The following is a 22,089-nucleotide window of genomic DNA, read 5'->3' on the forward strand; positions in this document are numbered from 1 at the left end:
TGAACCCCGCCGAGAAACTCCAACAAAAACACGGCGGTCGCTGTGGCGACCGCCGCGAGGGACGAAAGGCAACATAGTGGCCGCAGATAAAAATCAGTACCGGGGCTGAGGGCCACTTTTATATAGATAGTTGATAAGAAAGGTCACATCGAGAATATTCAGAATACCGCTTCCATCAGCATCGCCGATTTCCGTCGGGTTGGGCTCCGGGCCGCCTTTATACAGATAGCCGACCAGATAGGTTACATCCAGGATATTCACCATACCGCTGTTGTCGCAGTCGCCGCAGAAGGCCAGGGAAATGCCGCCCGCCATATTGACCGGATTGTAAACGGCATAAGGACCGGTGAACAGCGGAAGATATGATGAATAACCGTCAATTATGATCGGGTTGACAAATCCGGGTTGGGGATTGTTGATGGTAAAATATAGTCTCAGCACCACCCCGTCGCCCGCCTCCAGATTCGGAGCGGTGCTGTTATAATTGTTCTTGATACGCACGCATAACCTTCGGTTGATTTCATCCAGCGATATAACATCGAGATTATCGAATTGCACGGTGCGGCACCCGTCGGTCGAGACCGAATCGAATTTCAGCGACAGCGCCCCCTGATACTCGACCGGGATGCGCAGTTCATTGAGCGGGATGGAATTGGTGGCGTACACTTCCACCATGGCGGTGGCCTCACCGACAACTTTAACCGTCGGTGCAATCAGCGTATCGGCCAGCACGGCGATATAGTTCCGACGGATTCGTGGCATGACCGTCTCGCCCGAAGTGATTTCAATTGCGACATCAAACAACCCGCGCTCCTGATACGTGTGGCTGATATTCTGCCCGTCGCCGCTTGCACCATCACCGAAAGTCCAGTGCCAGCTATCGGCCGGCACCAGCGATGAGCCGCTGAAATTGATCTCAAGCGGAAGGAATCCGTAAGTCGTATCGACATCCATATCGACAAACCTGACAAATTCGACCCGTCCACCGGTCGATCAACAAGTTTTTAATCTCATTGAGTTGAATTAGAATCATAAAAACCGTATGTTTCAACAGTTAAGTTTTGAAGTGCAAGGATACCATCAATATCAATTAACTGGATGGGCTTATTTCTTACAAAATTGTAGACCCCTGACGTGAATCCACCGATGCAGACCAAGATAGCATCTTGAGCATCGGTAGCAGTCAGCGTTCCATACAATTCACGGACAATAGCAGGATTTGCAGGATTTTTGTATCGCTTACATTGGACAATAGTGCATTTACCACCCTTATACATTATAAGGTCAACACCCTTATCTCCGCTACCACCAGTTACATTCACGGTGTAGCCATGTGTGCGAAACAATTCCGCAATCTCGATTTCGAAGTCTCGACCGGAAAGGGAATACCAGAAATCAATACTGGTCTTTTCAAGTTGGCGGAAATGTGACCACCACGCGATTTCGAATCGGTAGTATGTATCTATTAGTCTGCGTTTGCGATAATTCCACAGTTTAATCAAACGCTTGCTGTCCGAGGCCGTTAGGCCCATTAGAAGAAACCAAGAGAAGACCACTAAAGCAAAAAGCCCACTTGAGGTTTTCCAAACAACTAAACCTCCCGTTATAGCAAAGGCATAGAGTAGCCAAGAGAAGTATCTATTGACTTTCATCCCTCTTTTGATTGCCTTCTCTATTGACTGGACATCAGAGGGTGGTAGTCCAAAATCTTCAGGTCTCGGTCGACGGCTTGCCCTTACTGAATCAGCACTGTTTGTGCCTTGAGAACGTCTTATTTGCAAGGCTGCTAATTCTTTCTCACATTTTCTGAGGTCTGCTTCCAAGGCCTCAAATTTCATTCTTTCCTTCTCTGTCAGTGGTTTTCCTTTTGCTGCAGTCGCCTTTTTAAGAAGAGGCGATAAATCAGAAGGGTCTACCTGCTCATCATTCATAAGGTACTCCGATAATTTGGCATTTCTCAATGTTTGCAATGTCCGTAAGGGTAATGTCCGGCATTTATTTCCGCCCGTATTGGGTGAAAGAGTACTCTACTTTCAACTGTGTTATATTCCTACCTCACCGGACAATATTATTATAACATATTTCTTAATGCTTCGTAAGGGGTTTTTCCTGAAAAAGCGGTATGTGGTCTGCTAAAATAATAGAATTATTCCCATTTCACCAATTTCTTATTCAAATCAACATCATCAGTATAAGTTAATATCTGATAAAACTCTTCTTGACCGGCGGAGAGGCCGCGTCATATCTCGACAATTCAGCCGCCCAATATTTGACCAAAAACGGCTGGGTAAAAATCCGGGTGCTTGGGGCGATCCCGGCGGCCGGCGGGGTTGATGAAAAACATATTCTGATCAGCCATCAATATGACCTGTATATACTTGACCCGATGATTATACCATATCTGCCCGACCCGGGCATGTACTGGGCGAAAAGTTCCGGTTCGTCCTGGACTCTTCTTTACCCCGACGGGGAGACTCATGATTTCTGGGGCAAAGGAATAAAATAGGCGATGGGGCGAAAGGCAATCGGGTCTGATGAAATAATAAAGATTAGCCCAATGTTGTGAAATGGGCTTTTGAGTTAAAACGGCGTTTGGGGGATAGGGAGAACTCGGGTGATCCACGGGTGGGCTCTCTTTATGGGTATTTGTAGCGACATTAAAGGCTTGAAAGATAGTAAAATAGGGGCCTCAACGGGGGTTAAGTAAGGCGACGTTTTTCAAAAACTTGCGGCTTCTTATTTGGGTAAAATTCATAGATATTCCTGCCCGCAATTGGGTTGCGATTGAAAAAAAGTGAAAAATTTCACTTTTTATATATATTTTCACTTGACATTTTTGTCACCGGACGTATATTTGAAAACTTTAATAATGGGACTAATGGGTGTAAATTGCCCGAGTCGAAAAAACCAGGCAAGGGAGCCGGAAAATATGTCAGGCAGGTTGGATTACTCGGAACAATCCCCATCCTGTTGGCCGTCGGTCCGGTAATCGGATTTCTGATCGGCCGCTGGCTGGACAAGAAACTGCACACTGACCCCTATCTGATGATTGCTTTCCTGATTTTTGGTTTTATAGCCTCCGGCAAGGAAGTCTGGAAGATAATAAAGCAGGCTGAAAAAGATACGGACGAAAAGTAGTAACTGGCTTATGGACATCGGATTTGTCAGCAGAACTCTGCGCACCACCAGTCTTCTGGCGTTAGTGATTCTTATAATCGGGACATTCTATTTTGGCTTCTATCCGACGCTTTCAATCGTTACCGGGATTATATGGGGAATGGTTAACCTGTATTTTCTGGAACGGTTGGTTCGTTCGGCGCTTCGTCCCGAGGGAGTCGATAAAACAGCCGCTTTGGTTTATCTTTTTATTAAATTCCCGCTTCTTTACGCCTCGCTGTATTTTATGGTAACCACGGAATTTTTCAATACTATCTTTATCCTGGCCGGTTTTACGATTGTCTTGCTGGTTATTGTTTTGAAGGCGGCCGGGCGGGTATTGTTAAAACTCGATAATAATGATTTTAAAAATAGACAGGAAAGTTTGAAGAGTGTTTAATAAGCTGCTTTTCCACATAATGACGGCCTCGCAAGGGGCGGCCGAGCATACCGCGGCGGCTGCAGAACACGGCGGGGGCGGCGGTGAATCACATGAACTGCCGAACCTGGTCACCCTGATCGACAAAACCTTCGCGCATCACTACGATGCCTTGATTTATGCCGGCGTGGTGGCTCTGTTCATGATTGTTGTGGCGGTCATCACGTATCGCAAGCGGCAGTTGATTCCCGGCCCGCTTCAAAATCTTGTCGAGATGCTTGTCGAAGGACTGTACAACCTGTTTGTGTCGGTTATGGGCAAGGAGAATGCACGGCACTACACGCCCTTCCTCGGGACCCTGTTTATCTATATCTGGTTTATGAACCTGGTCGGATTGATTCCGCTGTTTAAATCTTCGACATCCTCGATCAATACGACGGCGGCCCTGGCCATTACGGTTTTTCTGTATGTTCAATACTCCGGTATCAGAAGACTCGGCCCGTGGGGGTACTTACACCATCTGCTCGGTTCTCCGACCGATGCCGTGACCTGGGCGCTGGCCCCTGTCAATCTGCCGATTCACCTGGTCGGGGAGCTGGCCAAGCCGTTCTCACTGGCGCTTCGTCTCTTCGGCAATATCACCGGTGAGGATATTCTCATCGCCGCGTTTGTATCACTGGGTATCATGTTCATGGGTATTTTCGGGTCGCCGATCGGTTTCCCGTTCCAGGTACCGTTTATTCTGCTGGCGCTTTTGACCTCGACCATTCAGGCGCTGGTGTTTACGATGCTTTCGACAATTTATTTCTTTATGGTGATGCCTCACGAGGAGCATCATTAAATAGGATAGAAGAAAGAAACAATTAACAGATATAAGTAATGTAATTGGAGGTTACGATGGATTATCAGACTGCATTATCGTTCGCGCTACCGATTGCCGTTTCAATCGCTGCTATCGGCTCGGGTCTTGGGCTTGGCAAAGCCGTCGGTTCGGCTATGGAAGCCATGGGACGTCAGCCCGAAGCGGCCGGTAAAATTCAGACCGGTATGATCATCGGCGCCGCGTTTATCGAAGCGTTGACTATTTATGCTCTGGTCGGTCTGCTGCTCCTTATGGGCAAGATTGGTGCATAATTTGTACAGAGTCCCTAATAACGATTCACCAACTGAAGGTTGGAGAGCATAAATGAGTCCGGATATATATCAAATACTGACCCACATGATCGGGTTTCTGATCACGGTCTGGCTTCTGAAGAAATTCGCCTGGAAACCGCTCCTCAACATGATGGATGAGCGGCGCCAGAAAATCATCGATGAATTCAAAAAAATCGATGACAGCCGGGCCGAGGTAGAAAATATGAAGAACGATTATGAGGGACGATTGAAGAATATCGACGCGGAACGACGTCAGAAAATATCCGAAGCTGTCAATGAAGGCAACAAGGTTGCCTCGGAAATCAAGGTGAAAGCGCAGGAAGAGTCGCGCGACATTGTCAACCGTACCACCGAACAACTGGAACGGGATGTCGCCAAGGCCAAAGTGCAGCTTAAGGAAGAGATGATCAGGATAACTCTGACCGCCGCGGAAAAAATTCTTCATGAAAAGCTCGATGAGAAAAAGGAGCGGGAACTGATCGGCGAATTTATCGACAATATCGAGAAGGCTTAAGAATATGCTGGCGCAACAGGTTGCAAAAAAATATTCAACGGCCCTTTTCGAACTGGCGAAGGAGAGGAATCTTCTCGATGCTGCATGGGACCAGTTTGATACACTGGCCGGGTACCTCAAGAAGGACAAGACCCTGCTTGATTTTATGGAAGCCCCTCAGATTTCTGATGAGAAGAAACTGGCCCTGGTTAAAAAGGCCTTTGCCGGCCGGCTGGATAAGCCATTTTATGATTTTCTGCTGGTCCTGATCGATAAAAGACGCTTCAAATATATCCCTGATATTATCGAACATTTCGATAATCTGATTCGGGAAGAGAAGAGTATCGCCAGGGCGGTGTGTATCACCGCAGTGCCCCTTACCGAGGCCGAGCGGAAGAAACTGATACAAAACCTGCAGCAGAAAACCTCCTTGAAAATCGAGCTCGAAGAAAAAATAGATAAGACGATTCTCGGCGGCATGGTGGTCATGCTGCGCGACCAGATAATCGACGGATCGATCCGGCACGGGCTGGATCTGCTTAGAAACCGCCTGCTTAAGGTTAAGGTGCATTAGACCGCGGCGCGGTTGCTTTCGATTGCTGATTGCATGATGTGAGTAAATCGGAGGTTGTAAAGCTTAACGTTGGAGCTTGGCCTGAAAAACAGACCTCTATTGGATTGCCCGAATGGTTAAGTGCAATCCGGAGACGATTGGAAAATAAGTTTTATTGAATTGAGGTATAGATATGGGCTTAAATCCTGAAGAAGTATCTTCAATAATCAAGAAAGAAGTTGAAGGGTACGAAACCAAGCTGGAGATGGAGTCGGTCGGGACGGTTCTTCAGGTGGGTGACGGTATTGCTCGGATCTGGGGTCTTGAAGACGTTATGATGTCCGAACTGGTTGAGTTTCCCAATGACATTATTGGTCTGGTTTTGAACCTTGAAGAAGACAGTGTCGGTGTGGCCATTTTCGGCGATGCCACAGCGGTCAAGGAAGGCGACACCGTTCGCCGGACCGGCAGGGTGGCACAGATTCCGGTCGGCGAGGCCATGATCGGCCGAGTCGTCAACCCGCTGGGTCAGCCTCTCGACGGCAAGGGCCCCATTGTTACCGATAAGTTTCGTGTTCTGGAAGGGCGCGCCCCCGGCGTGACCGAACGCCAGCCGGTGAAAGAACCGGTCCAGACCGGACTTAAGGCCATTGACTCGATGATTCCGATCGGCCGCGGACAGCGCGAATTGATTATCGGCGACCGCGGAACCGGCAAAACAGCCATCGCCATCGACACCATTATCAATCAGAAGGGAACCGACCTTTTCTGCATTTATGTTGCGATCGGCCAGAAGGCTTCAACCGTGGCCAAAGTCGTGAAAATCCTCGAGGAACACGGCGCCATGGAATATACCACCGTGGTCGCGGCCAATGCTTCCGATCCGGCTCCCATGCAGTTTATTGCACCGTACGCCGGATGCTCCATTGGAGAAGAATTCCTTTATAATAAAAAGCATGTCGTCGTCATCTATGACGACTTATCCAAGCATGCGACTTCATATCGCCAATTGTCGCTGCTTCTGAGACGTCCCCCGGGACGCGAAGCTTATCCCGGTGATGTTTTTTATCTGCACTCCCGTCTGCTCGAAAGAGCGGCCAAGCTGAATGACAGTCTTGGCGGCGGTTCGCTGACGGCCCTGCCGATTATCGAAACCCAGGCCGGGGACGTTTCGGCTTATATTCCGACCAACGTTATTTCGATTACCGACGGCCAGATATTCCTGGAAACGGACCTGTTTTATTCCGGTGTTCGTCCGGCCATCAACGTCGGTATTTCGGTCTCCCGTGTGGGCGGCAACGCCCAGGCCAAGGCGATGCGCAAAGTGGCCGGCTCGCTGCGACTCGATCTGGCTCAGTACCGCGAATTGGCGGCCTTTGCCCAGTTCGGTTCGGACCTCGATGATGCGACCCAGAAGCAGTTGACCCGCGGTTCAAAGATGGTCGAGATTCTTAAACAGGGTCAGTACGTTCCGCTTAAGATGCCCAGGCAGGTCCTTATTATCTGGGCCGGTGTCAACGGGTACCTCGATAAGATACCGACCGACAAACTGGATGATTTCGAGACCAAATTCACTGATTTCTGCGCCAAAGAGTACCCGGATATTGAACATGGTATCGAAAAAGAAAAAGTCCTTTCAGATGCCCTGGTCGGCAAACTGAAAGAGGCTATTGAGAAATTCATCGCAAAATATTCAGCTTGAGCATAGATTATGCCGACACTGCGTCAAGTAAAAAAGAGAATCGGTTCGGTCATATCGACCCGCCAGATCACCAAAGCGATGGAGATGGTGGCGGCCGCCAAACTGCGCAAGGCGCAGATGAGGGTGATGCAGGTCCGCCCTTATTCGGAGAAACTGGATCATATCCTGGTTCACCTCTCCGAAGCGTCATCCGGCGGATTGATGCATCCCTTTTTCGAAGAAAGGGAGATCAAGAAACGGACGCTCGTTCTGGTGACCTCCGACCGCGGCCTGTGCGGATCGTTTAATACCAATCTTATAATGAAGGCCCGAAAGTGGCTGGAAGACAAGGATCCGAAAAATACCGAACTGGTTCTAATCGGAAAAAAGGCCAATGATTTCTTCAAGAGAAAGGAATGGCCGATTGTAAAGGTCTTCGATGAATGGAACGGGAACCTTGATTATGCCAAGGCCCGTGATGTTGTCGATTTCCTGACCGGACGATTTCTTGCCGGCGAAACGGATGAGATCAGCCTGATATATTCGCAGTTCATAACGACCACACGATACAAAAATGTCGTCGTGTGCTATTTACCGGTCGAGCGCCCGGAAGTATCGGAAAAGCCGGGCACCAACCTGGAATATATCTTCGAACCTTCGCCGGATGCGATTTTCACTGATTTGATGCCGCGTTATGCCCTGACCAAAATGATCACGGCGCTGGCGGACAACTTTGCCTCCGAGCACGGGACACGAATGATCGCCATGGGTGCGGCCACCACGAATGCCGGCGAGATGATCGAGACCCTGACGCTTCAGTACAACAAGGCGCGTCAGGCCGCCATTACCAAGGACCTGCTGGATATTGTCGGCGGAGCGGAAGCACTAAAAGGTTAGTTTGAAAAAAATAATGTTATAATAAACGGAGCTGTTTGAAATGGCTGAAAATATCGGAAAAGTGGTGCAGGTAATCGGTGCTACGGTGGATTGTGAATTCCATTCCGACCATCTGCCCGAGATTCTTAACGCCATCAAAATTGAGGATAAAGAGAGGGGCATCGGCCTGACGGTCGAAGCCGCTCTGCATATCGGCGACAATATCGTCCGCTGCGTGGCGCTTGCCTCTACCGACGGTCTGGTGCGCGGGATGGAAGCTATTGATACCGGGGCGCCGATTTCGGTGCCGGTGGGCGAAATAACCCTCGGGCGCGTTTTTAATTTGCTGGGGAATCCCATTGATAATCTGGGAGATATTCCCGCGAGTACCGAACGCAGTCCGATTCATAGACCGTCTCCGACGTTTGCGGAGCAGGATACCTCCACGGAGATTCTTGAGACCGGTATTAAGGTCGTTGACCTGCTGGAGCCTTATCCCAAAGGCGGCAAAGTCGGTCTGTTCGGCGGCGCCGGTGTCGGCAAGACTGTTTTGATTCAGGAATTGATACGATCTATCGCGACCGAACATGGCGGCAAGTCGGTTTTCTGCGGTGTCGGAGAACGAACCCGTGAAGGTAACGACCTCTGGCTGGAAATGAAGGAGTCCGGCGTTATCGCCAAGACGGTCATGGTCTTCGGCCAGATGAACGAACCACCCGGAGCCAGGCTTCGAGTCGGTTTGTCCGGATTGACCATGGCGGAATACTTCCGCGATCGCGAACATCAGGACGTTTTGATATTTATCGATAATATTTTCCGTTTTGTTCAGGCCGGATCCGAAGTGTCGGCTCTGCTGGGCCGTATGCCTTCGGCCGTCGGTTATCAGCCGACCCTGGGAACCGAAATGGGCGCTCTTCAGGAACGAATCACTTCAACTACAGCCGGTTCGATCACTTCCGTGCAGGCCATTTATGTGCCGGCCGATGACTTGACCGATCCTGCCCCGGCGACGACTTTCTCGCATCTTGACGCCACCTCGGTGCTTTCCCGTCAGATTGCGGAATTGGGAATTTATCCGGCGGTTGATCCGCTCGATTCGACTTCCCGAATCCTTGATCCGCATATTGTCGGCTTGGAACATTATAATGTGGCCCGCAATGTGCAGTTGATATTGCAAAGGTATAAGGACCTTCAGGATATTATTGCCATTCTTGGCATTGATGAACTTTCCGAAGACGATAAACTGATTGTTTCCAGAGCCAGAAAAATCCAGAAATTCCTTTCGCAGCCGTTCTTTGTGGCCGAAGCTTTCACCGGAAAATCGGGCCGTTACGTCAAGCTGGAAGATACCATCAGCGGATTCAAGCGGTTGGCCGAAGGTGAGTTCGACGAGATACCGGAGCAGGCCTTCTATATGGTCGGCGGTATTGACGAAGTTCTGGAAAACTACGAGAAAATGAAATAACCGCGGTTGTGAAATGTTTAAACTGACGATAGTTACGCCGGAAAAGCGCTTTTATGAAGGGGATGTTGGATCACTGATTGTCTCCGGAAGCGAAGGGTATTTGGGAGTATTGACTGATCATGCTCCCTTGATAACCGCTGTTATTCCCGGCAAGGTCACGATAAAGGATAAATCAAATCAGGAGATATTTCTTTCGGTATCCTTTGGATTTTTCGAAGTATCGTCGAACCATGCCACACTGTTGGCGGATTCGGTTGAGTTTTTGTCGGATATAGACTTAGAAAGGGCTCAAAAGGCTTTGGATCGGGCCCGGCAAAGGCTGGCCAACCAAGCCGGAGATATTGATTTGCCGCGTGCTCAAAAAGCCATGGAGCGGGCCAGGAATAGAATAACGCTGGCGACGAAAGAGGATTGATCCCCGAACAATACCCGGAACCTTTCCCCCGGACAGTTGTTTCTATGCTGACAGAGGGAGCTTTTTGGCTTGACTTTCATTGCCATATTAGCTAATCTCTAAGGTTATGAATTTAGATTTGAGAGAGTTTGATTCATTCCCGGCCGATTTTTCGGCCGAGTTTGAAGCGGATAATGCGGATTTCGGAATACCGGGTGTCGCATTCAGGGATATGATGAGTATCAGGCTGAATATTCAGCTTGTTAATGAAGAATACTATTGTCATGGAGTTGTGGCAGTACCGGTGGAGGAAGAATGTTCACGCTGCCTGGAGGTCTTTGATACCGATCTTTCAGGGGATCTTAGTTTTATAATTAAGGGCCAGGATGCCAAAGCTGTTATGGCGGCTGATTCCGCGGCCGTGGTGGTTAATATAAAGTCTTCCGAACCGGTGGTTGATTTGAATGATTTGATCAAGGAAACGTTGTTATTGTCCATGCCCATGAAACCTTTGTGCAGCGATGATTGTAAAGGTTTATGCTCCAATTGTGGTGCGAATCTTAACGAGGAAACCTGCGACTGTGATGTCGAGGAAATAGATGAAAGATGGGAAGGTCTGAAGGACCTTTTGGAATAAACCATTATTGCTTTAGGAATTAACCATGCCACTACCCAAAAGAAGACACTCACGCGCCCGTGGCCGTAAGAGAAGAACCGGATGGAAATTGACTGCTCCCAATGTGGTTGATTGTTCGAATTGTCATCAGCCCAAATTGCCTCATCATATCTGCCCGCATTGCGGGTTTTATAAAGGAGATCAGGTAGTCGAGCCCAGGGAAGTATAAGACACTTCCGGCTTTAATGCCTTAGGGATGCAGGAACCCAAAAAGACAATTACGGTCGCTCTTGATGTTATGGGGGCGGACAGTTCTCCCGAGTCGATAATGCTCGGCGGAGTCGAAGCCGCCCGCGAAATGGGCGAACGGCTCAATCTGGTACTGGTCGGCAAAGAGGAAGTCATCACCGATTTTATCGGACGGCAGAAAGATATGCCGTCAAATATTGTCAGCGAAAACGCCGACTATGCCGTGGCCATGAGCGATGCCCCGACCGAGGGAATCCGAAAAAGAAATTCGTCGATCGCCGTTGGCCTCAAGATGCAGAAAGAGGGGCGGGCGGACGCCTTTGTTTCCGCTGGAAACACCGGCGCCGTGATGGCCTCATCGGTTGTAACTCTCGGAAAAATCGAGGGTGTCAGCCGCCCGGCTATTGTCGGTCTTTTCCCAACCATAACCGGGAGACCGGCGCTGGTTCTGGATGTTGGGGCCAATGTTGACTGCCGGCCGATGCATCTTTATCAGTTCGGAGTCATGGGGTCGATTTATGCATCTTTGATGACCGGACGGACCTCTCCGCGGGTCGGGCTCATTTCCATCGGTGAGGAGAAAAGCAAGGGTAATGAACAGACCTTTCAGACCTGGAGCCTGTTTGAAAATTCGGGGCTTAATTTTATCGGCAATGTCGAGGGGCGCGATATTCTTGAAGCCAAGGCGGATGTTATTGTTATGGATGGTTTTGTTGGGAATATTATTCTCAAATTCGCCGAATCGGTTGAGTCTTACCTGACCAGAAAGATCAAGCACCAGGTGCAGACAAATATCTTTTCCCGTATTGGAGCGACATTAATGACACCGTTTTTGAAGAGGCTTCGTAATACTTTCGATTATTCGGAATATGGCGGGGCGCCGCTTCTTGGTGTTGATGGTGTCTGCATCATCTGTCACGGGGCCTCATCGCCCAAGGCCATAAAGAACGCCGTCATGGTAGCGGCCGATATGTATCGTCATAAGATCAGCGAAAACATTCGCAAGGAAATGGCACTTAATAATGGTAATGGAATAAAGAATGGACAGGATAGTAAGAACGAAAATAACCGGACTGGGATCTTTCCATCCGTCTCGCCTTCTGACTAATGCCGACCTGGAAAAAATGGTCGATACGTCGGATGAGTGGATCACCAGCCGTTCCGGGATAAAGGAAAGATGGATCTGCGCCGAGGGCGAGTCGAATTCGGACATGTGTACGGCCGCCGGCCGCAAGGCTCTTGAAATGGCCGGAGTGGCGCCGGAAGAAATCGAGATGCTCATTATCGGGACGGTTACTCCGGATAAAAGGCTTCCTTCGACAGCCTGCCTAGTCCAGGAAAAACTCGGTTTGGTCAATGCCGCCGGCCTCGATATTGTGGCGGCCTGCGCCGGGTTCCTGCACGGCCTGTCAATAGGTAATGCCTATATCAAGAGCGGTCAATTCAAGAAAATTATGGTTATAGGGGCGGAAAAGCTGTCGTCGATAACCGATTATACCGATCGAAGCACCTGTGTTTTGTTCGGTGACGGCGCCGGCGCCGTGATTCTCGAACCCTCCGATGATGACAGTGGAATTCTGTCCACCTATATCAAATCGGACGGCCGATACGCCGATTTGTTGTGTATTCCCGATGGCGGCTCCGATTCACCCGCCCACAAAATAAATTCATTGAACGGGCATCATTTCGATATCATTATGGACGGCGGCAAGGTGATGAAACATGCCGTTCGCCAGATGGCCGATGCTTCGAAGAGAGTCATCGCCGAGGCCAACCTGACTGCTGAAGATGTTACCGTCATGGTTCCGCATCAGGCCAATATCAGGATCCTCAAATCGACCGCGCAGAGACTCGGCATCCCCGAAGAAAAAGTCTTCGTAAATATAGAAAAATACGGCAATACATCATCGGCCTCCGTGCCGATTGCCCTCGAAGAGGCCGTCAGTACCGGCCGCATCAAAAAGAATGACATTGTCCTGATGGCGGCTTTCGGCGGGGGACTGACCTGGGCCGCGGCTCTTGTCAAATGGTAAGGAACTAATATGGGTACAGTCGCAGTTGTTTTTCCGGGACAGGCTTCGCAGTATGTCGGCATGGGCCGGGATTTGTACGAATCGAATGCCGATGTTCGCAAATTGTATGATATTGCATCAAAAGAAATAGGTGAAGATATCGCGGCTCTGTCATTCAACGGTCCCGCGGAGAAACTCAAGGAAACCCGTTTTACTCAACCCGCAATATTGCTGCATTCACTGGCGGTCCTGACAATTCTTAAAGACCGTCTGCCCACGGCATCGCTGACCGCCGGCCATTCCCTGGGCGAATATGGTTCGCTCGCCCTGTCGGGGGTTTTGTCCCCGGAAGATGCTATTCGTGCCGTCGTAAAACGCTCGGCCCTCATGGAAGAAGCCTGCCGCAAGAATAAAGGCACGATGGCGGCAATAATGGGACTCGATGAAACCAGCATTGCTGAATGCTGTGAAATGGCTTCGGCAAAAGGTGTTGTCGTTCCGGCCAATTATAACTCGGCCAACCAGATTGTAATTTCGGGCGCGATTGACGGCGTCGAAGAAGCCTGCCGCCTGTGCAAGGAGAAGGGCGCCAAACGGGCGATTATGCTCGAAGTCGGCGGAGCCTTTCATTCCCCTTTGATGGAACCGGCCCGCGACGGCATGCGCAAATATCTCGCAAAGCTTGAATTCGCAGCGCCCCGGATAAATGTTATTCCCAATGTTACCGGCCGGGCCGAAAATGATCCCGAAAAATTGAAAGAGCTTCTGGTCGATCAAATTACCTCCCCGGTCAGATGGTATCAGACCATGCAGTACATAAAGAACGGGGGAGTTGACACTGTTTTTGAAATCGGCCCCGGCAAGGTCCTGTCGGGTCTTTTCAAGCGCGAATTGAATGACGCTCAGATATACAATATCGACACCCTTGAAGATATCGAAAAATATGAAGCCACACGAGTGGAGTGAGAAAATAAATGGATTTTAAGGGAAAAACCGCTCTTATAACCGGATCCGCCCGCGGACTGGGCAAGGCGATAGCCGAAAAACTTGCTTCCCTGGGGGCGGCGGTTGTTATTTCCGACGTGCTCATGGAGCAGGCCGAGGAGACGGTTAGGGAATTCAAGGAGAAGGGATACGAGGCTTTTGCTTTTAAGGCCGACGTAACCAGCGGCGAAGATGTCAAAAATATGTTTGATACTGTCATCGCCAAATACGAAAAGATTGATATAGTCGTCAATAACGCCGGTATTACCAAGGACACTCTTCTGATTCGGATGTCCGAAGAGTCTTGGGATAAGGTCATCAGCGTTAATCTTAAAGGCGCCTTCCTGGTTACTCAGGCCGCCGCCAAGGTTATGATGAAGCAGCGTTACGGACGTATCGTCAATATATCATCGGTTGTCGGCCGCATGGGCAATGTCGGCCAGGCCAATTATTCGGCCAGCAAGGCCGGGTTGATCGGGTTGACCAAATCATCGGCGCGTGAGCTTGCCGCCCGGGGAATTACGGTCAATGCCATTGCCCCCGGCTTTATAGAAACCGAAATGACGAAAAGCCTTCCGGAGGCGGTCCGGGAATCATTTATGCAAAGCACACCGCTTAAACGCTTCGGGCAGCCGCAGGATGTCGCTTCGGCCGTGGCCTTTTTGGCCTCCGACGAGGCTTCTTACATCACGGGGCAAGTCTTAGGTATTGACGGCGGACTTTTAATGTATTAGAATTGAAATCAATTTTGGCATTTAAGTAAACTTAAGGAGAGCTCTGAATGTCTGCAGAAATCGAACAGAAAGTAAAGGACATTATTGTCGAACAGCTTGGTGTTGACGCCTCGCAGGTAACCGAATCGGCCAAATTTATCGATGACCTCAGCGCTGATTCGCTGGATACCATGGAACTGGTTATGGCTCTTGAAGAGGAATTTTCTCTGGAAATTCCGGATGAAGATGCGGAAAAAATTACCTCTGTTGGTGATGCCATTAACTATATCAAGGACCACGTCTAATCATCTCTTTCAAAGCTGATCTAAATGGAACATGTTAGAACCGTAATAACCGGTATGGGAGTGGTTACTCCGCTGGGGTGTACTCTTGACGATTATTGGCAGGCTCTTGTCAGGGGCGACTGCGGGATCGACAAGGTAACCCGGTTTGATGTCACTGACTATCCCAGTAAAATTGCCGCCGAAGTTTCGGGCTTCGATCCAATTGCCTATTTGGATAAGAAAGAGGTCCGCCGAATGGATCTTTCCGAGCAATATGCGATATCGGCGGCACAGATGGCAATCAACGACAGCGGACTCAATCCCGAGAGCGTCGATCCTTTCCGGGCCGGAGTGATAATAGCCTCCGGCATCGGCGGTATCGGCACTTTTGAGAAGCAGCATGAGACTCTATTGACCTCGGGCCCGGGTCGCGTGTCGCCATTCTTCATTCCGATGATGATTATCGACATGTCCGCCGGGTTGGTGGCCATGCGCTTCGGTTTCAGGGGGCCCAATTATGCTACTGTTTCGGCCTGCTCATCGGCATCGCATGCCATTCTGGACGCTTTCAAAATCATCCAGAGAGGAGACGCCGATATAATGATTGCGGGGGGCACCGAAGCCGCCATAACTCCCTCCTCCCTGGCGGGATTTTGCTCGGCTCATGCCTTGAGCATCCGGAACGATGAACCCAAAAAATCATCCCGGCCCTTTGACAAGGACCGTGATGGTTTTGTCATGGGTGAAGGATCGGGGATGCTGGTACTGGAATCGCTGGAATCGGCCAGGGCGCGAGGCGCAAGAATATATGCGGAAATCATCGGAGCCGGGATGACCTGTGATGCTTACCACATGACAGCGCCGATTCCGGATGGAAGCGGTGCGCGAGTGGCCATGGTCAATGCCATCAGGGATGCCGGACTCAAACCGGAGGATATCGACTATATCAACAGCCATGGAACTGCCACAGGCTTGGGTGATCCGGCCGAAACCAAGGCAATCAAGGCTGTCTTTGGTGAAAGAGCATATAAAATACCGGTAAATTCCACGAAATCGATGGTGGGGCATCTACTGGGCGCCGCCGGAGCCGTTGAATTTATCGCGTCGATAATGTCGATGCAGAGTGATATGCTGCATCCGACCATTAACCTGGATAATCCAGACCCGGAATGCGATCTCGATTATGTCCCTCACAAAGCCAGGGAGATGCATTTTGATACATTTCTCTCGAATTCTTTTGGTTTTGGCGGGCATAATGTGTCGCTGACCGGTCGCAGATTCAATGGTTAATTATAGCTGTGAAGCTATTTGGATCCATAAAAAAGATCTTCAGGAAAACTCAAAAGCAAGCTTATGCCGAGCTTGCTTTTGAATTCTATAAAAAATTCGGGTATGAGTTTAAAAATCCGACTTTACTCGTCGAAGCCCTAACTCACCGCTCCTATATTTATACCAATGAAAATCATCTGCCGTCGAATGAAAGACTCGAATTCCTCGGTGATTCGGTTCTTGGCCTGGTCATCGCCGAGTACCTCTTCAAATTGCATACCGAATATAATGAAGGTGATTTAACCAAAACCAAGGCGATTCTGGTCAATGAAATCACGCTGGCCAAAGTCGGCATCGAGATCGGCCTGAACAACCTTATCCTGCTGTCATCCGAGGAGGAAAAATCGGGCGGGCGGGAAAGAGCCTCGATAATTTCGGATGCCATGGAGGCTGTGATCGGCGCCATGTATCTGGACAGCGGTCTTGAAACTTCAGCGAAATTCATCAATCAGGTGATCATAGCCCGATCGGCGGAGTTGCTCGCCGACACTTCCCAGCGCAACTACAAAGGCGAATTGCTTGAATATCTCCAGAGCCGGGGACAGGAGCCGCCCTATTATGAGGTCGTTTCCGAAACGGGTCCCGACCATGAGAAAATCTTCAATGTCGTCGTGCGGACGACCGGCAATATTACCGGTTCCGGTTCCGGGGCATCGAAGAAAGAAGCCGAGCAGCGCGCCGCCGCGGAATCTCTGCAGTTTCTTAAGTCTCTCGAATATGATGAAACGAGCAAAGAAGACTAATGTCACCGGGCGGATATTGACATTTGCCCCAAAATTTCTTATCTAATAAAAAATCTGAAATAATGTTTCTTGACCGTTTTGACGGGAGGATCGAATGAATATAGTTATTCTCATTAAACAGGTGCCGGAAGTGGAATTGGTGAAGATCGATGCGGCGGCCGGCGAAGTCGTCTTGCCGTCCGGCCCCGGTATCGTAAATCCATTTGATGAATTCGCGGTTGAAGAGGGTTTGCGGCTAAAAGAGAAAAACGGCGGGAAGGTGACGGTAATGACGCTTGGTTCGGAAAAATCCGAATCCGCCCTCAGAGCCTGTCTGGCCCTCGGGGTCGATGAAGCCATTATGATCACTGATCCTGCTTTCGATAAATCGGATCCGCAGGCGGTCGCCAAAATCCTGGCCGCCGGCCTTAAGAAACTTGGCGGTTATGACCTGATCCTGGCCGGAAAACAGGCGGTTGACGATGACTCGGCCCAGGTGCCGGCCGCTGTCGCGGCCAATCTTGACCTGCCCCAGGTTATGTTTGTGAAAAAGATCGATTCCATCGGCGACGGCAAAGCGGTTGTCTGGCGAACCACCGAGGAAGGTTATGATATTGTTGAGACCGCGCTTCCTTCGGTGGTATCGGTTGTCAAGGAAATCAATGAGCCGAGACTGCCTTCACTCAAAGGCAAAATGATGGCCAAGAAATCTCCGGTGACCAAATGGTCTGCGGCCGATATCGGTCTTGATGGCGCCGGTGTGGGAGCCAATTCATATACCAGGAAAACCAAAATAGCATCGCCCCCGCCGCGACAGAAGGGCGAAATTATTGAGGGCGCCACGCCCGAAGAAATCGCCGAAAAACTATATAATAAGTTAAAAGAGAAACAGGCTTTATAAGGCCGTAATATTCGTTAGAGCCGCCGGATAAAACCGGCGGCTTTTTATTTGGATTTGACACAAAATATAGAACATTCTATATTCCGCCCGATGGCTTCGCTTAAAAATTTACTGATAGTATGCCTGATTCTGGGTATGGCATTTTGCGGCGCCTCTGTTTCGGCCAATACCATAAATTTGCTGACCGATATCAGGGTGGCCTACCTGTATGAGAGCGCCGGTCAGATTGACTGGCCGCTGATATATTATTTTGCTGCGGAAAACGGCTGCCGTGTCGATCTGGTCACGGCGGGTACCGGGCCGGTGTTCAAACAATTGTATCATAACTCCGACCGGTATAATATTATTTCATCCCGGTATCTGGTCAATGATACTTCTTCAGGCCTTCTTGACTCTCTAATCTCGATTACATTCGGCGGTGAACTCCCCGATATAGTTATATTCGCCGGGCAGTTCAGCGACGGCACCATGCGTGCTCTTGAAAATTATCTGCTGAATATGGAATTCGATACTTCACAGGTGTTTTATATCAGCAAGTTCTATCGCCGAATGACCGATGTCGAGGGGCGGGGCGTCTATTTGAAATCAAAGCAGTACTGGGATTCAAAATATGAGGAAATGGTGCAAATGGCCGAAGACGCGGGTCTTGGTGTCCCGGTGCGCAACCACGAGGAAATATATTCCATTTATGATTTGATCCGCGACCGGACACCCGTAACAGGCCAGAAACCGGCTTTTCTAAGCGGTCTCGACCGGTTCAAGTTCGACCGGATCATAGAGAAAAATATCGAAAGCATGGTTCAGCGAAGCGCTCTGGCAATTAATCGCAAGAATTATGTGACGTTCATAAGTGACGCCCTGAAGGCTCAGGGCAATGAACGAATCGAACTCCTGCTGAAAGCGCTGCAGGAGGCTAAAAAAATCAGGCAGACCTATTATTATCAGCTCGGCCAGGTTGATGCGACATCGCTTGTCGCCCGATATATCGAAAACAGTATATCTTCCATAGTGGATGCCATCTTTTATGAAGCCAAAGTGGATTATCGCGGAAATATATCGATGATTGAAACGGCTGAAGGCCGGAAGTTCAAGTTTAAGGCCGAGATAAATAACAATGGCTATACTTCGGTCAGGGCGGGTCGCCTTGAGCTAAAGCCGGCCTGGAGCAAGCAAACAACTGTTATCGATTCCAACTGGACCGACCTTCTGCCCAACAATACTCTCATAAGGGAATATTCAATTGATGCTCCCCTGCATCAAAATGATGAAGGAAATGATTATTCATTGCAGTTTATCGGCCATGTTCTATATGCCGGAAAAGATATTGAATTTACCTATAGTGCCGGCGCGTTTGAAAGAACCGGTTTTTCGGTCGAATTCGTGCCTGATTTTCTGATTATCCAGCCTTTTCCTGAACTGAGTCTCGATAAACTGGTCGAATCGGCGTACCTCAAGGCAATTATAACCAAACCGGCTGATTTTGCCGGCGCGGTCGATATCGATATAACGGTGCCGCCCGGCATTCATATCGGAGCCTATGAAAAAAGACTTGAACTTCGAACCGGACAAACGGCAGTGGAAATCAAAATCCCGCTGGCCGTGACCAAAAGTCTGGGTATTCAGAGGCAGGAAGTGATAATAAATGTCAGCGACAAAACCGGTTTGCTCACTTCGGATATTGCTTATGTCCGGCAGGCGGAATTCGATCTCCCGGGCAGCCTGATTATTGCTGTTCTGGCTGATAATAACGGGCTGTTGGAAGATATTCTGATGCAGACCGATGCCGTTTACAAGAGCCTGACCGACCGCTATATCAAGGCGCGGGAATTTGACTATTATAATGTGGTTGTTATAGGTTCGGGAACCATGGATGATCCCCAGCTGCAGCCGCTTCTTAGCGATAAGCTGAAGGCATATTTGGAGATGGGAGGGACAGTGATCGCCTTCAGCCGCCCCGGCCAATGGGGCGAAAATCTCCTGCCGGTCTCGATTGTTCCGTCAGGATCAAAAACCGCCTCGAAAGACTTCCGGGCAAAGACCGGCAACCACCCGTTTTTTAAGGAAAAATACGAGGTGAACGTTCCGGGTTTACTGAAACGCGCCGCCGATAATTATGAATCACGTTCGGCCGTTGTCTTTCCCGGCGAGCGGGTTATTGATGCCGAAGAAGGCGCCACGGTGTTGTCGGAAACGAGAATCGGCGAGGGAACGCTTATTTTTTGCGGTTTACCCCTGCTGGAAATGATTCGCAATCTTGATCCTGATGCCATCAAGCTTTTTGCCAATCTTTTATTATATTCAAAAAAGTAGAAATTGGAGATGGTGATTTGGAACCGGCCTGCCAATAAGGCGTTTTAGTAATATTATGCCGAAGAATGAAAATAAAATCAAAGGGCGCTTCAGGGTTATCACGAAAAACCTGAAACAATATCGGTGGTATATCATTGTCGGCGGACTGGCCGTAGTTGCCTCCAACGGCTTGATGATGGTAAACCCGTATTTGATGAAGACCGCCTTTGATAAGCTCGAAAAAAAGGCCCCTTCCGGCGACCTGCTGAAAATAGCCCTTTTGATTGTACTGTTTTCGCTCGGTTCGGGCGTTTTTCGTTTTCTGATGCGCCGGACCATTATATGGATGTCCCGAAAATTCGAGTATAATCTTCGCGCCGATCTTTTTGCGCATCTTTTAAAACTCAATCCGACTTTCTATTATAATAACCGCACCGGCGACATCATGGCCCGGGCCACCAATGATATCGAAGCGGTAAGAATGATGGTCGGGCCCGGATTGATGCACATCGCGAACGGTTTTGTCTCGGCAGCGATCGCCATATCGCTGATGTTTTACCTGTCACCGGAACTGGCTTTATATTCGCTGATTCCATTGCCGCTTCTTTCGGTCGTGGTCAATCGCGTCGGACATGCGATTCATAAACGCTACGCAAAAATTCAGAATTATTTCGCGGTCCTGACTTCACGGGTCCAGGAAAACCTGGCCGGTGTCAGGGTGATACGCGCCTATAACCAGCAGCAGCCGGAAATTGATAATTTCTCAGGGCACAGCCAACACTACATTGCCCTCAATATGAACATGATTAAAATCCTGGCGCTGTCGATGCCGGTACTGTTTGCCATTGCAGGTACGGTCAATCTGTTCGTGCTTTATTTCGGAGGTAAAGCGGTCGTTGCCGGGACCATCAGCCTTGGCACCCTGGTCGCTTTCTTTGCGTATTTGTCGATGCTCATATGGCCGATGATTGCCATGGGCTGGGTGGTTTCTTTGTACCAGCGGGGAAAAGCCTCGCTCGACCGCATTAACAGGATTCTTGACACGACACCGGATGTTCAGTCGAAAGCCGGCTCGGATGTACGACGTGATTTGAAGGGTAAAATCGAATTTCGAAAACTCGATTTCGGCTACAACGGTAACGAGATTTTGCATGGTATAGATATTGTCATCGAGCCGGGAATGATGGTTGGCATTGTCGGGCCGACCGCATCGGGGAAATCCACACTGGTCTCGACGATCGCGCGGATCTTCCCGATTAAACGCGGCATGCTCTTTATCGATGATACCGATATAAATGACTGGGATCTCAATGCCCTGCGGCGGCAGATCGGTTTTGTTCCGCAGGAACCGTTCCTCTTTTCCGACACCCTGCGCAATAACATACTTTTTGGCGTTGATGACAGGAATCACGAACTGGCCACGACCGCGGCGGAAGCGGCTGTGATCGATGAAGAAATTCGAGAATTCCCCCATGGTTATGACACGGTTCTGGGCGAACGGGGTATCACCTTGTCCGGCGGGCAGAAGCAAAGAGTGGCTATTGCCCGTGCTATTGCCACCGCGCCGAAAATTCTGATTCTGGATGATGCCACCAGCGCCGTCGATACCGAGACCGAACATCTTATCAATCTCAGGATGCGGTCCGAACTCAGTAAGAGAACGTCGATTATCATATCGCACCGGGCCTCGGCCGTTAAGGATGCCGATATGATTCTTTATCTGGAGGATGGCCGAATAATCGAATCGGGCAATCACGGCGAATTAATGAGCCGGAAAGGGAAGTACGCCACTTTGTATCAGGCGCAGTTAATCGAGGAAGAATTGAAGAAGATGTAGC

General features: G+C 49.6%; 25 protein-coding genes. 23 read left to right on the top strand and 2 right to left on the bottom strand.

Annotation, left to right across the window (positions count from 1 at the left end):
- Positions 1 to 93: 93 nt before the first annotated feature.
- Both CVT49_14295 and CVT49_14300 read right to left on the bottom strand, forming a co-directional pair.
- Positions 94 to 954 (bottom strand): hypothetical protein, encoded by an 861-nt coding sequence (locus tag CVT49_14295; protein PKK82293.1) that lies wholly within the window; start codon positions 952 to 954, stop codon positions 94 to 96.
- Positions 955 to 1,010: 56 nt separating this feature from the next.
- The gene (locus CVT49_14300; protein PKK82294.1) at positions 1,011 to 1,970 is read right to left on the bottom strand and encodes a hypothetical protein; all 960 of its coding nucleotides are present in this window, start codon (positions 1,968 to 1,970) and stop codon (positions 1,011 to 1,013) included.
- A gap of 248 nt (positions 1,971 to 2,218) precedes the next feature.
- On the opposite strand from CVT49_14300, the gene CVT49_14305 reads away from it, so the two are divergent.
- The 23 genes from CVT49_14305 to CVT49_14415 all read left to right on the top strand — a co-directional run bounded on the left by CVT49_14305 (position 2,219) and on the right by CVT49_14415 (position 22,088).
- Entirely contained in the window at positions 2,219 to 2,506 is a 288-nt protein-coding gene (locus CVT49_14305) for a hypothetical protein (GenBank protein ID PKK82295.1), read from the top strand.
- Positions 2,507 to 2,757: 251 nt separating this feature from the next.
- Positions 2,758 to 3,138, top strand: coding sequence for a hypothetical protein (locus CVT49_14310; protein ID PKK82296.1), 381 nt, complete (start codon positions 2,758 to 2,760; stop codon positions 3,136 to 3,138).
- A gap of 10 nt (positions 3,139 to 3,148) precedes the next feature.
- Entirely contained in the window at positions 3,149 to 3,556 is a 408-nt protein-coding gene (locus CVT49_14315) for a hypothetical protein (protein PKK82297.1), read from the top strand.
- Positions 3,549 to 4,376 carry an ATP synthase F0 subunit A gene (gene atpB / locus CVT49_14320; protein PKK82298.1) on the top strand — a complete coding sequence of 276 codons (828 nt, stop codon included), beginning with the start codon at positions 3,549 to 3,551 and terminating at the stop codon, positions 4,374 to 4,376. Before CVT49_14315 ends, atpB begins: the two co-directional genes overlap by 8 nt.
- Positions 4,377 to 4,432: 56 nt before the next feature.
- A complete protein-coding gene (gene atpE, locus CVT49_14325) occupies positions 4,433 to 4,669 on the top strand; it encodes an ATP synthase F0 subunit C (protein PKK82299.1) in 237 nt (78 codons plus the stop codon).
- Positions 4,670 to 4,721: 52 nt separating this feature from the next.
- On the top strand, positions 4,722 to 5,204 hold the full coding sequence (atpF, locus tag CVT49_14330) for an ATP synthase F0 subunit B (GenBank protein PKK82300.1): 483 nt from the start codon (positions 4,722 to 4,724) through the stop codon (positions 5,202 to 5,204).
- 4 nt (positions 5,205 to 5,208) lie between these two features.
- Complete coding sequence (locus CVT49_14335) at positions 5,209 to 5,757, top strand: hypothetical protein (GenBank protein PKK82301.1); 549 nt, start codon at positions 5,209 to 5,211, stop codon at positions 5,755 to 5,757.
- Positions 5,758 to 5,929: 172 nt separating this feature from the next.
- Entirely contained in the window at positions 5,930 to 7,438 is a 1,509-nt protein-coding gene (locus CVT49_14340) for a F0F1 ATP synthase subunit alpha (GenBank protein ID PKK82302.1), read from the top strand.
- A gap of 9 nt (positions 7,439 to 7,447) precedes the next feature.
- Complete coding sequence (atpG, locus tag CVT49_14345) at positions 7,448 to 8,314, top strand: ATP synthase F1 subunit gamma (GenBank protein ID PKK82303.1); 867 nt, start codon at positions 7,448 to 7,450, stop codon at positions 8,312 to 8,314.
- A gap of 40 nt (positions 8,315 to 8,354) precedes the next feature.
- On the top strand, positions 8,355 to 9,758 hold the full coding sequence (gene atpD / locus CVT49_14350) for a F0F1 ATP synthase subunit beta (protein PKK82304.1): 1,404 nt from the start codon (positions 8,355 to 8,357) through the stop codon (positions 9,756 to 9,758).
- 13 nt (positions 9,759 to 9,771) lie between these two features.
- Positions 9,772 to 10,173, top strand: a complete 402-nt coding sequence (atpC, locus tag CVT49_14355) for an ATP synthase F1 subunit epsilon (protein ID PKK82305.1) — start codon at positions 9,772 to 9,774, stop codon at positions 10,171 to 10,173.
- 106 nt (positions 10,174 to 10,279) lie between these two features.
- Positions 10,280 to 10,789 carry a hypothetical protein gene (locus CVT49_14360; protein PKK82306.1) on the top strand — a complete coding sequence of 170 codons (510 nt, stop codon included), beginning with the start codon at positions 10,280 to 10,282 and terminating at the stop codon, positions 10,787 to 10,789.
- Positions 10,790 to 10,814: 25 nt separating this feature from the next.
- A complete protein-coding gene (locus tag CVT49_14365) occupies positions 10,815 to 10,997 on the top strand; it encodes a 50S ribosomal protein L32 (GenBank protein PKK82307.1) in 183 nt (60 codons plus the stop codon).
- Between the two features lie 27 nt (positions 10,998 to 11,024).
- Complete coding sequence (locus CVT49_14370) at positions 11,025 to 12,125, top strand: phosphate--acyl-ACP acyltransferase (protein ID PKK82308.1); 1,101 nt, start codon at positions 11,025 to 11,027, stop codon at positions 12,123 to 12,125.
- A complete protein-coding gene (locus CVT49_14375; GenBank protein ID PKK82321.1) occupies positions 12,067 to 13,050 on the top strand; it encodes a 3-oxoacyl-ACP synthase in 984 nt (327 codons plus the stop codon). Before CVT49_14370 ends, CVT49_14375 begins: the two co-directional genes overlap by 59 nt.
- Positions 13,051 to 13,059: 9 nt before the next feature.
- Positions 13,060 to 13,995, top strand: a complete 936-nt coding sequence (gene fabD / locus CVT49_14380; GenBank protein ID PKK82309.1) for a [acyl-carrier-protein] S-malonyltransferase — start codon at positions 13,060 to 13,062, stop codon at positions 13,993 to 13,995.
- An 8-nt stretch (positions 13,996 to 14,003) separates the two neighbouring features.
- Entirely contained in the window at positions 14,004 to 14,747 is a 744-nt protein-coding gene (locus CVT49_14385; protein PKK82310.1) for a 3-oxoacyl-ACP reductase, read from the top strand.
- Positions 14,748 to 14,794: 47 nt separating this feature from the next.
- Entirely contained in the window at positions 14,795 to 15,031 is a 237-nt protein-coding gene (locus CVT49_14390) for an acyl carrier protein (GenBank protein PKK82311.1), read from the top strand.
- Between the two features lie 24 nt (positions 15,032 to 15,055).
- Positions 15,056 to 16,300 (top strand): beta-ketoacyl-[acyl-carrier-protein] synthase II, encoded by a 1,245-nt coding sequence (fabF, locus tag CVT49_14395; GenBank protein ID PKK82312.1) that lies wholly within the window; start codon positions 15,056 to 15,058, stop codon positions 16,298 to 16,300.
- Positions 16,301 to 16,335: 35 nt separating this feature from the next.
- The gene (gene rnc / locus CVT49_14400; GenBank protein PKK82322.1) at positions 16,336 to 17,082 is read left to right on the top strand and encodes a ribonuclease III; all 747 of its coding nucleotides are present in this window, start codon (positions 16,336 to 16,338) and stop codon (positions 17,080 to 17,082) included.
- Positions 17,083 to 17,176: 94 nt separating this feature from the next.
- Complete coding sequence (locus tag CVT49_14405; GenBank protein PKK82313.1) at positions 17,177 to 17,962, top strand: electron transfer flavoprotein subunit beta; 786 nt, start codon at positions 17,177 to 17,179, stop codon at positions 17,960 to 17,962.
- Positions 17,963 to 18,010: 48 nt separating this feature from the next.
- Positions 18,011 to 20,272: a hypothetical protein gene (locus CVT49_14410; protein ID PKK82314.1), complete on the top strand. Its 2,262-nt coding sequence runs from the start codon at positions 18,011 to 18,013 to the stop codon at positions 20,270 to 20,272.
- 55 nt (positions 20,273 to 20,327) lie between these two features.
- The gene (locus tag CVT49_14415; GenBank protein PKK82315.1) at positions 20,328 to 22,088 is read left to right on the top strand and encodes an ABC transporter ATP-binding protein; all 1,761 of its coding nucleotides are present in this window, start codon (positions 20,328 to 20,330) and stop codon (positions 22,086 to 22,088) included.
- Position 22,089 lies beyond the last annotated feature (1 nt).

Source organism: candidate division Zixibacteria bacterium HGW-Zixibacteria-1 (assembly GCA_002838945.1).
Taxonomy (GTDB): Bacteria; Zixibacteria; MSB-5A5; order GN15; family PGXB01; genus PGXB01.

Coding starts and splice junctions, on each gene's coding strand:
- CVT49_14390 (PKK82311.1), top strand. CDS start 14,795: ATGTCTGCAGAAATCGAACAGAAAGTAAAGGACATTATTGTCGAACAG.
- CVT49_14405 (PKK82313.1), top strand. CDS start 17,177: ATGAATATAGTTATTCTCATTAAACAGGTGCCGGAAGTGGAATTGGTG.
- atpG (PKK82303.1), top strand. CDS start 7,448: ATGCCGACACTGCGTCAAGTAAAAAAGAGAATCGGTTCGGTCATATCG.
- atpC (PKK82305.1), top strand. CDS start 9,772: ATGTTTAAACTGACGATAGTTACGCCGGAAAAGCGCTTTTATGAAGGG.
- CVT49_14385 (PKK82310.1), top strand. CDS start 14,004: ATGGATTTTAAGGGAAAAACCGCTCTTATAACCGGATCCGCCCGCGGA.
- CVT49_14365 (PKK82307.1), top strand. CDS start 10,815: ATGCCACTACCCAAAAGAAGACACTCACGCGCCCGTGGCCGTAAGAGA.
- CVT49_14415 (PKK82315.1), top strand. CDS start 20,328: ATGCCGAAGAATGAAAATAAAATCAAAGGGCGCTTCAGGGTTATCACG.
- CVT49_14340 (PKK82302.1), top strand. CDS start 5,930: ATGGGCTTAAATCCTGAAGAAGTATCTTCAATAATCAAGAAAGAAGTT.
- atpF (PKK82300.1), top strand. CDS start 4,722: ATGAGTCCGGATATATATCAAATACTGACCCACATGATCGGGTTTCTG.
- atpE (PKK82299.1), top strand. CDS start 4,433: ATGGATTATCAGACTGCATTATCGTTCGCGCTACCGATTGCCGTTTCA.
- CVT49_14370 (PKK82308.1), top strand. CDS start 11,025: ATGCAGGAACCCAAAAAGACAATTACGGTCGCTCTTGATGTTATGGGG.
- CVT49_14335 (PKK82301.1), top strand. CDS start 5,209: ATGCTGGCGCAACAGGTTGCAAAAAAATATTCAACGGCCCTTTTCGAA.
- fabD (PKK82309.1), top strand. CDS start 13,060: ATGGGTACAGTCGCAGTTGTTTTTCCGGGACAGGCTTCGCAGTATGTC.
- CVT49_14295 (PKK82293.1), bottom strand. CDS start 954: ATGGATGTCGATACGACTTACGGATTCCTTCCGCTTGAGATCAATTTC.
- atpD (PKK82304.1), top strand. CDS start 8,355: ATGGCTGAAAATATCGGAAAAGTGGTGCAGGTAATCGGTGCTACGGTG.
- CVT49_14315 (PKK82297.1), top strand. CDS start 3,149: ATGGACATCGGATTTGTCAGCAGAACTCTGCGCACCACCAGTCTTCTG.
- CVT49_14360 (PKK82306.1), top strand. CDS start 10,280: ATGAATTTAGATTTGAGAGAGTTTGATTCATTCCCGGCCGATTTTTCG.
- fabF (PKK82312.1), top strand. CDS start 15,056: ATGGAACATGTTAGAACCGTAATAACCGGTATGGGAGTGGTTACTCCG.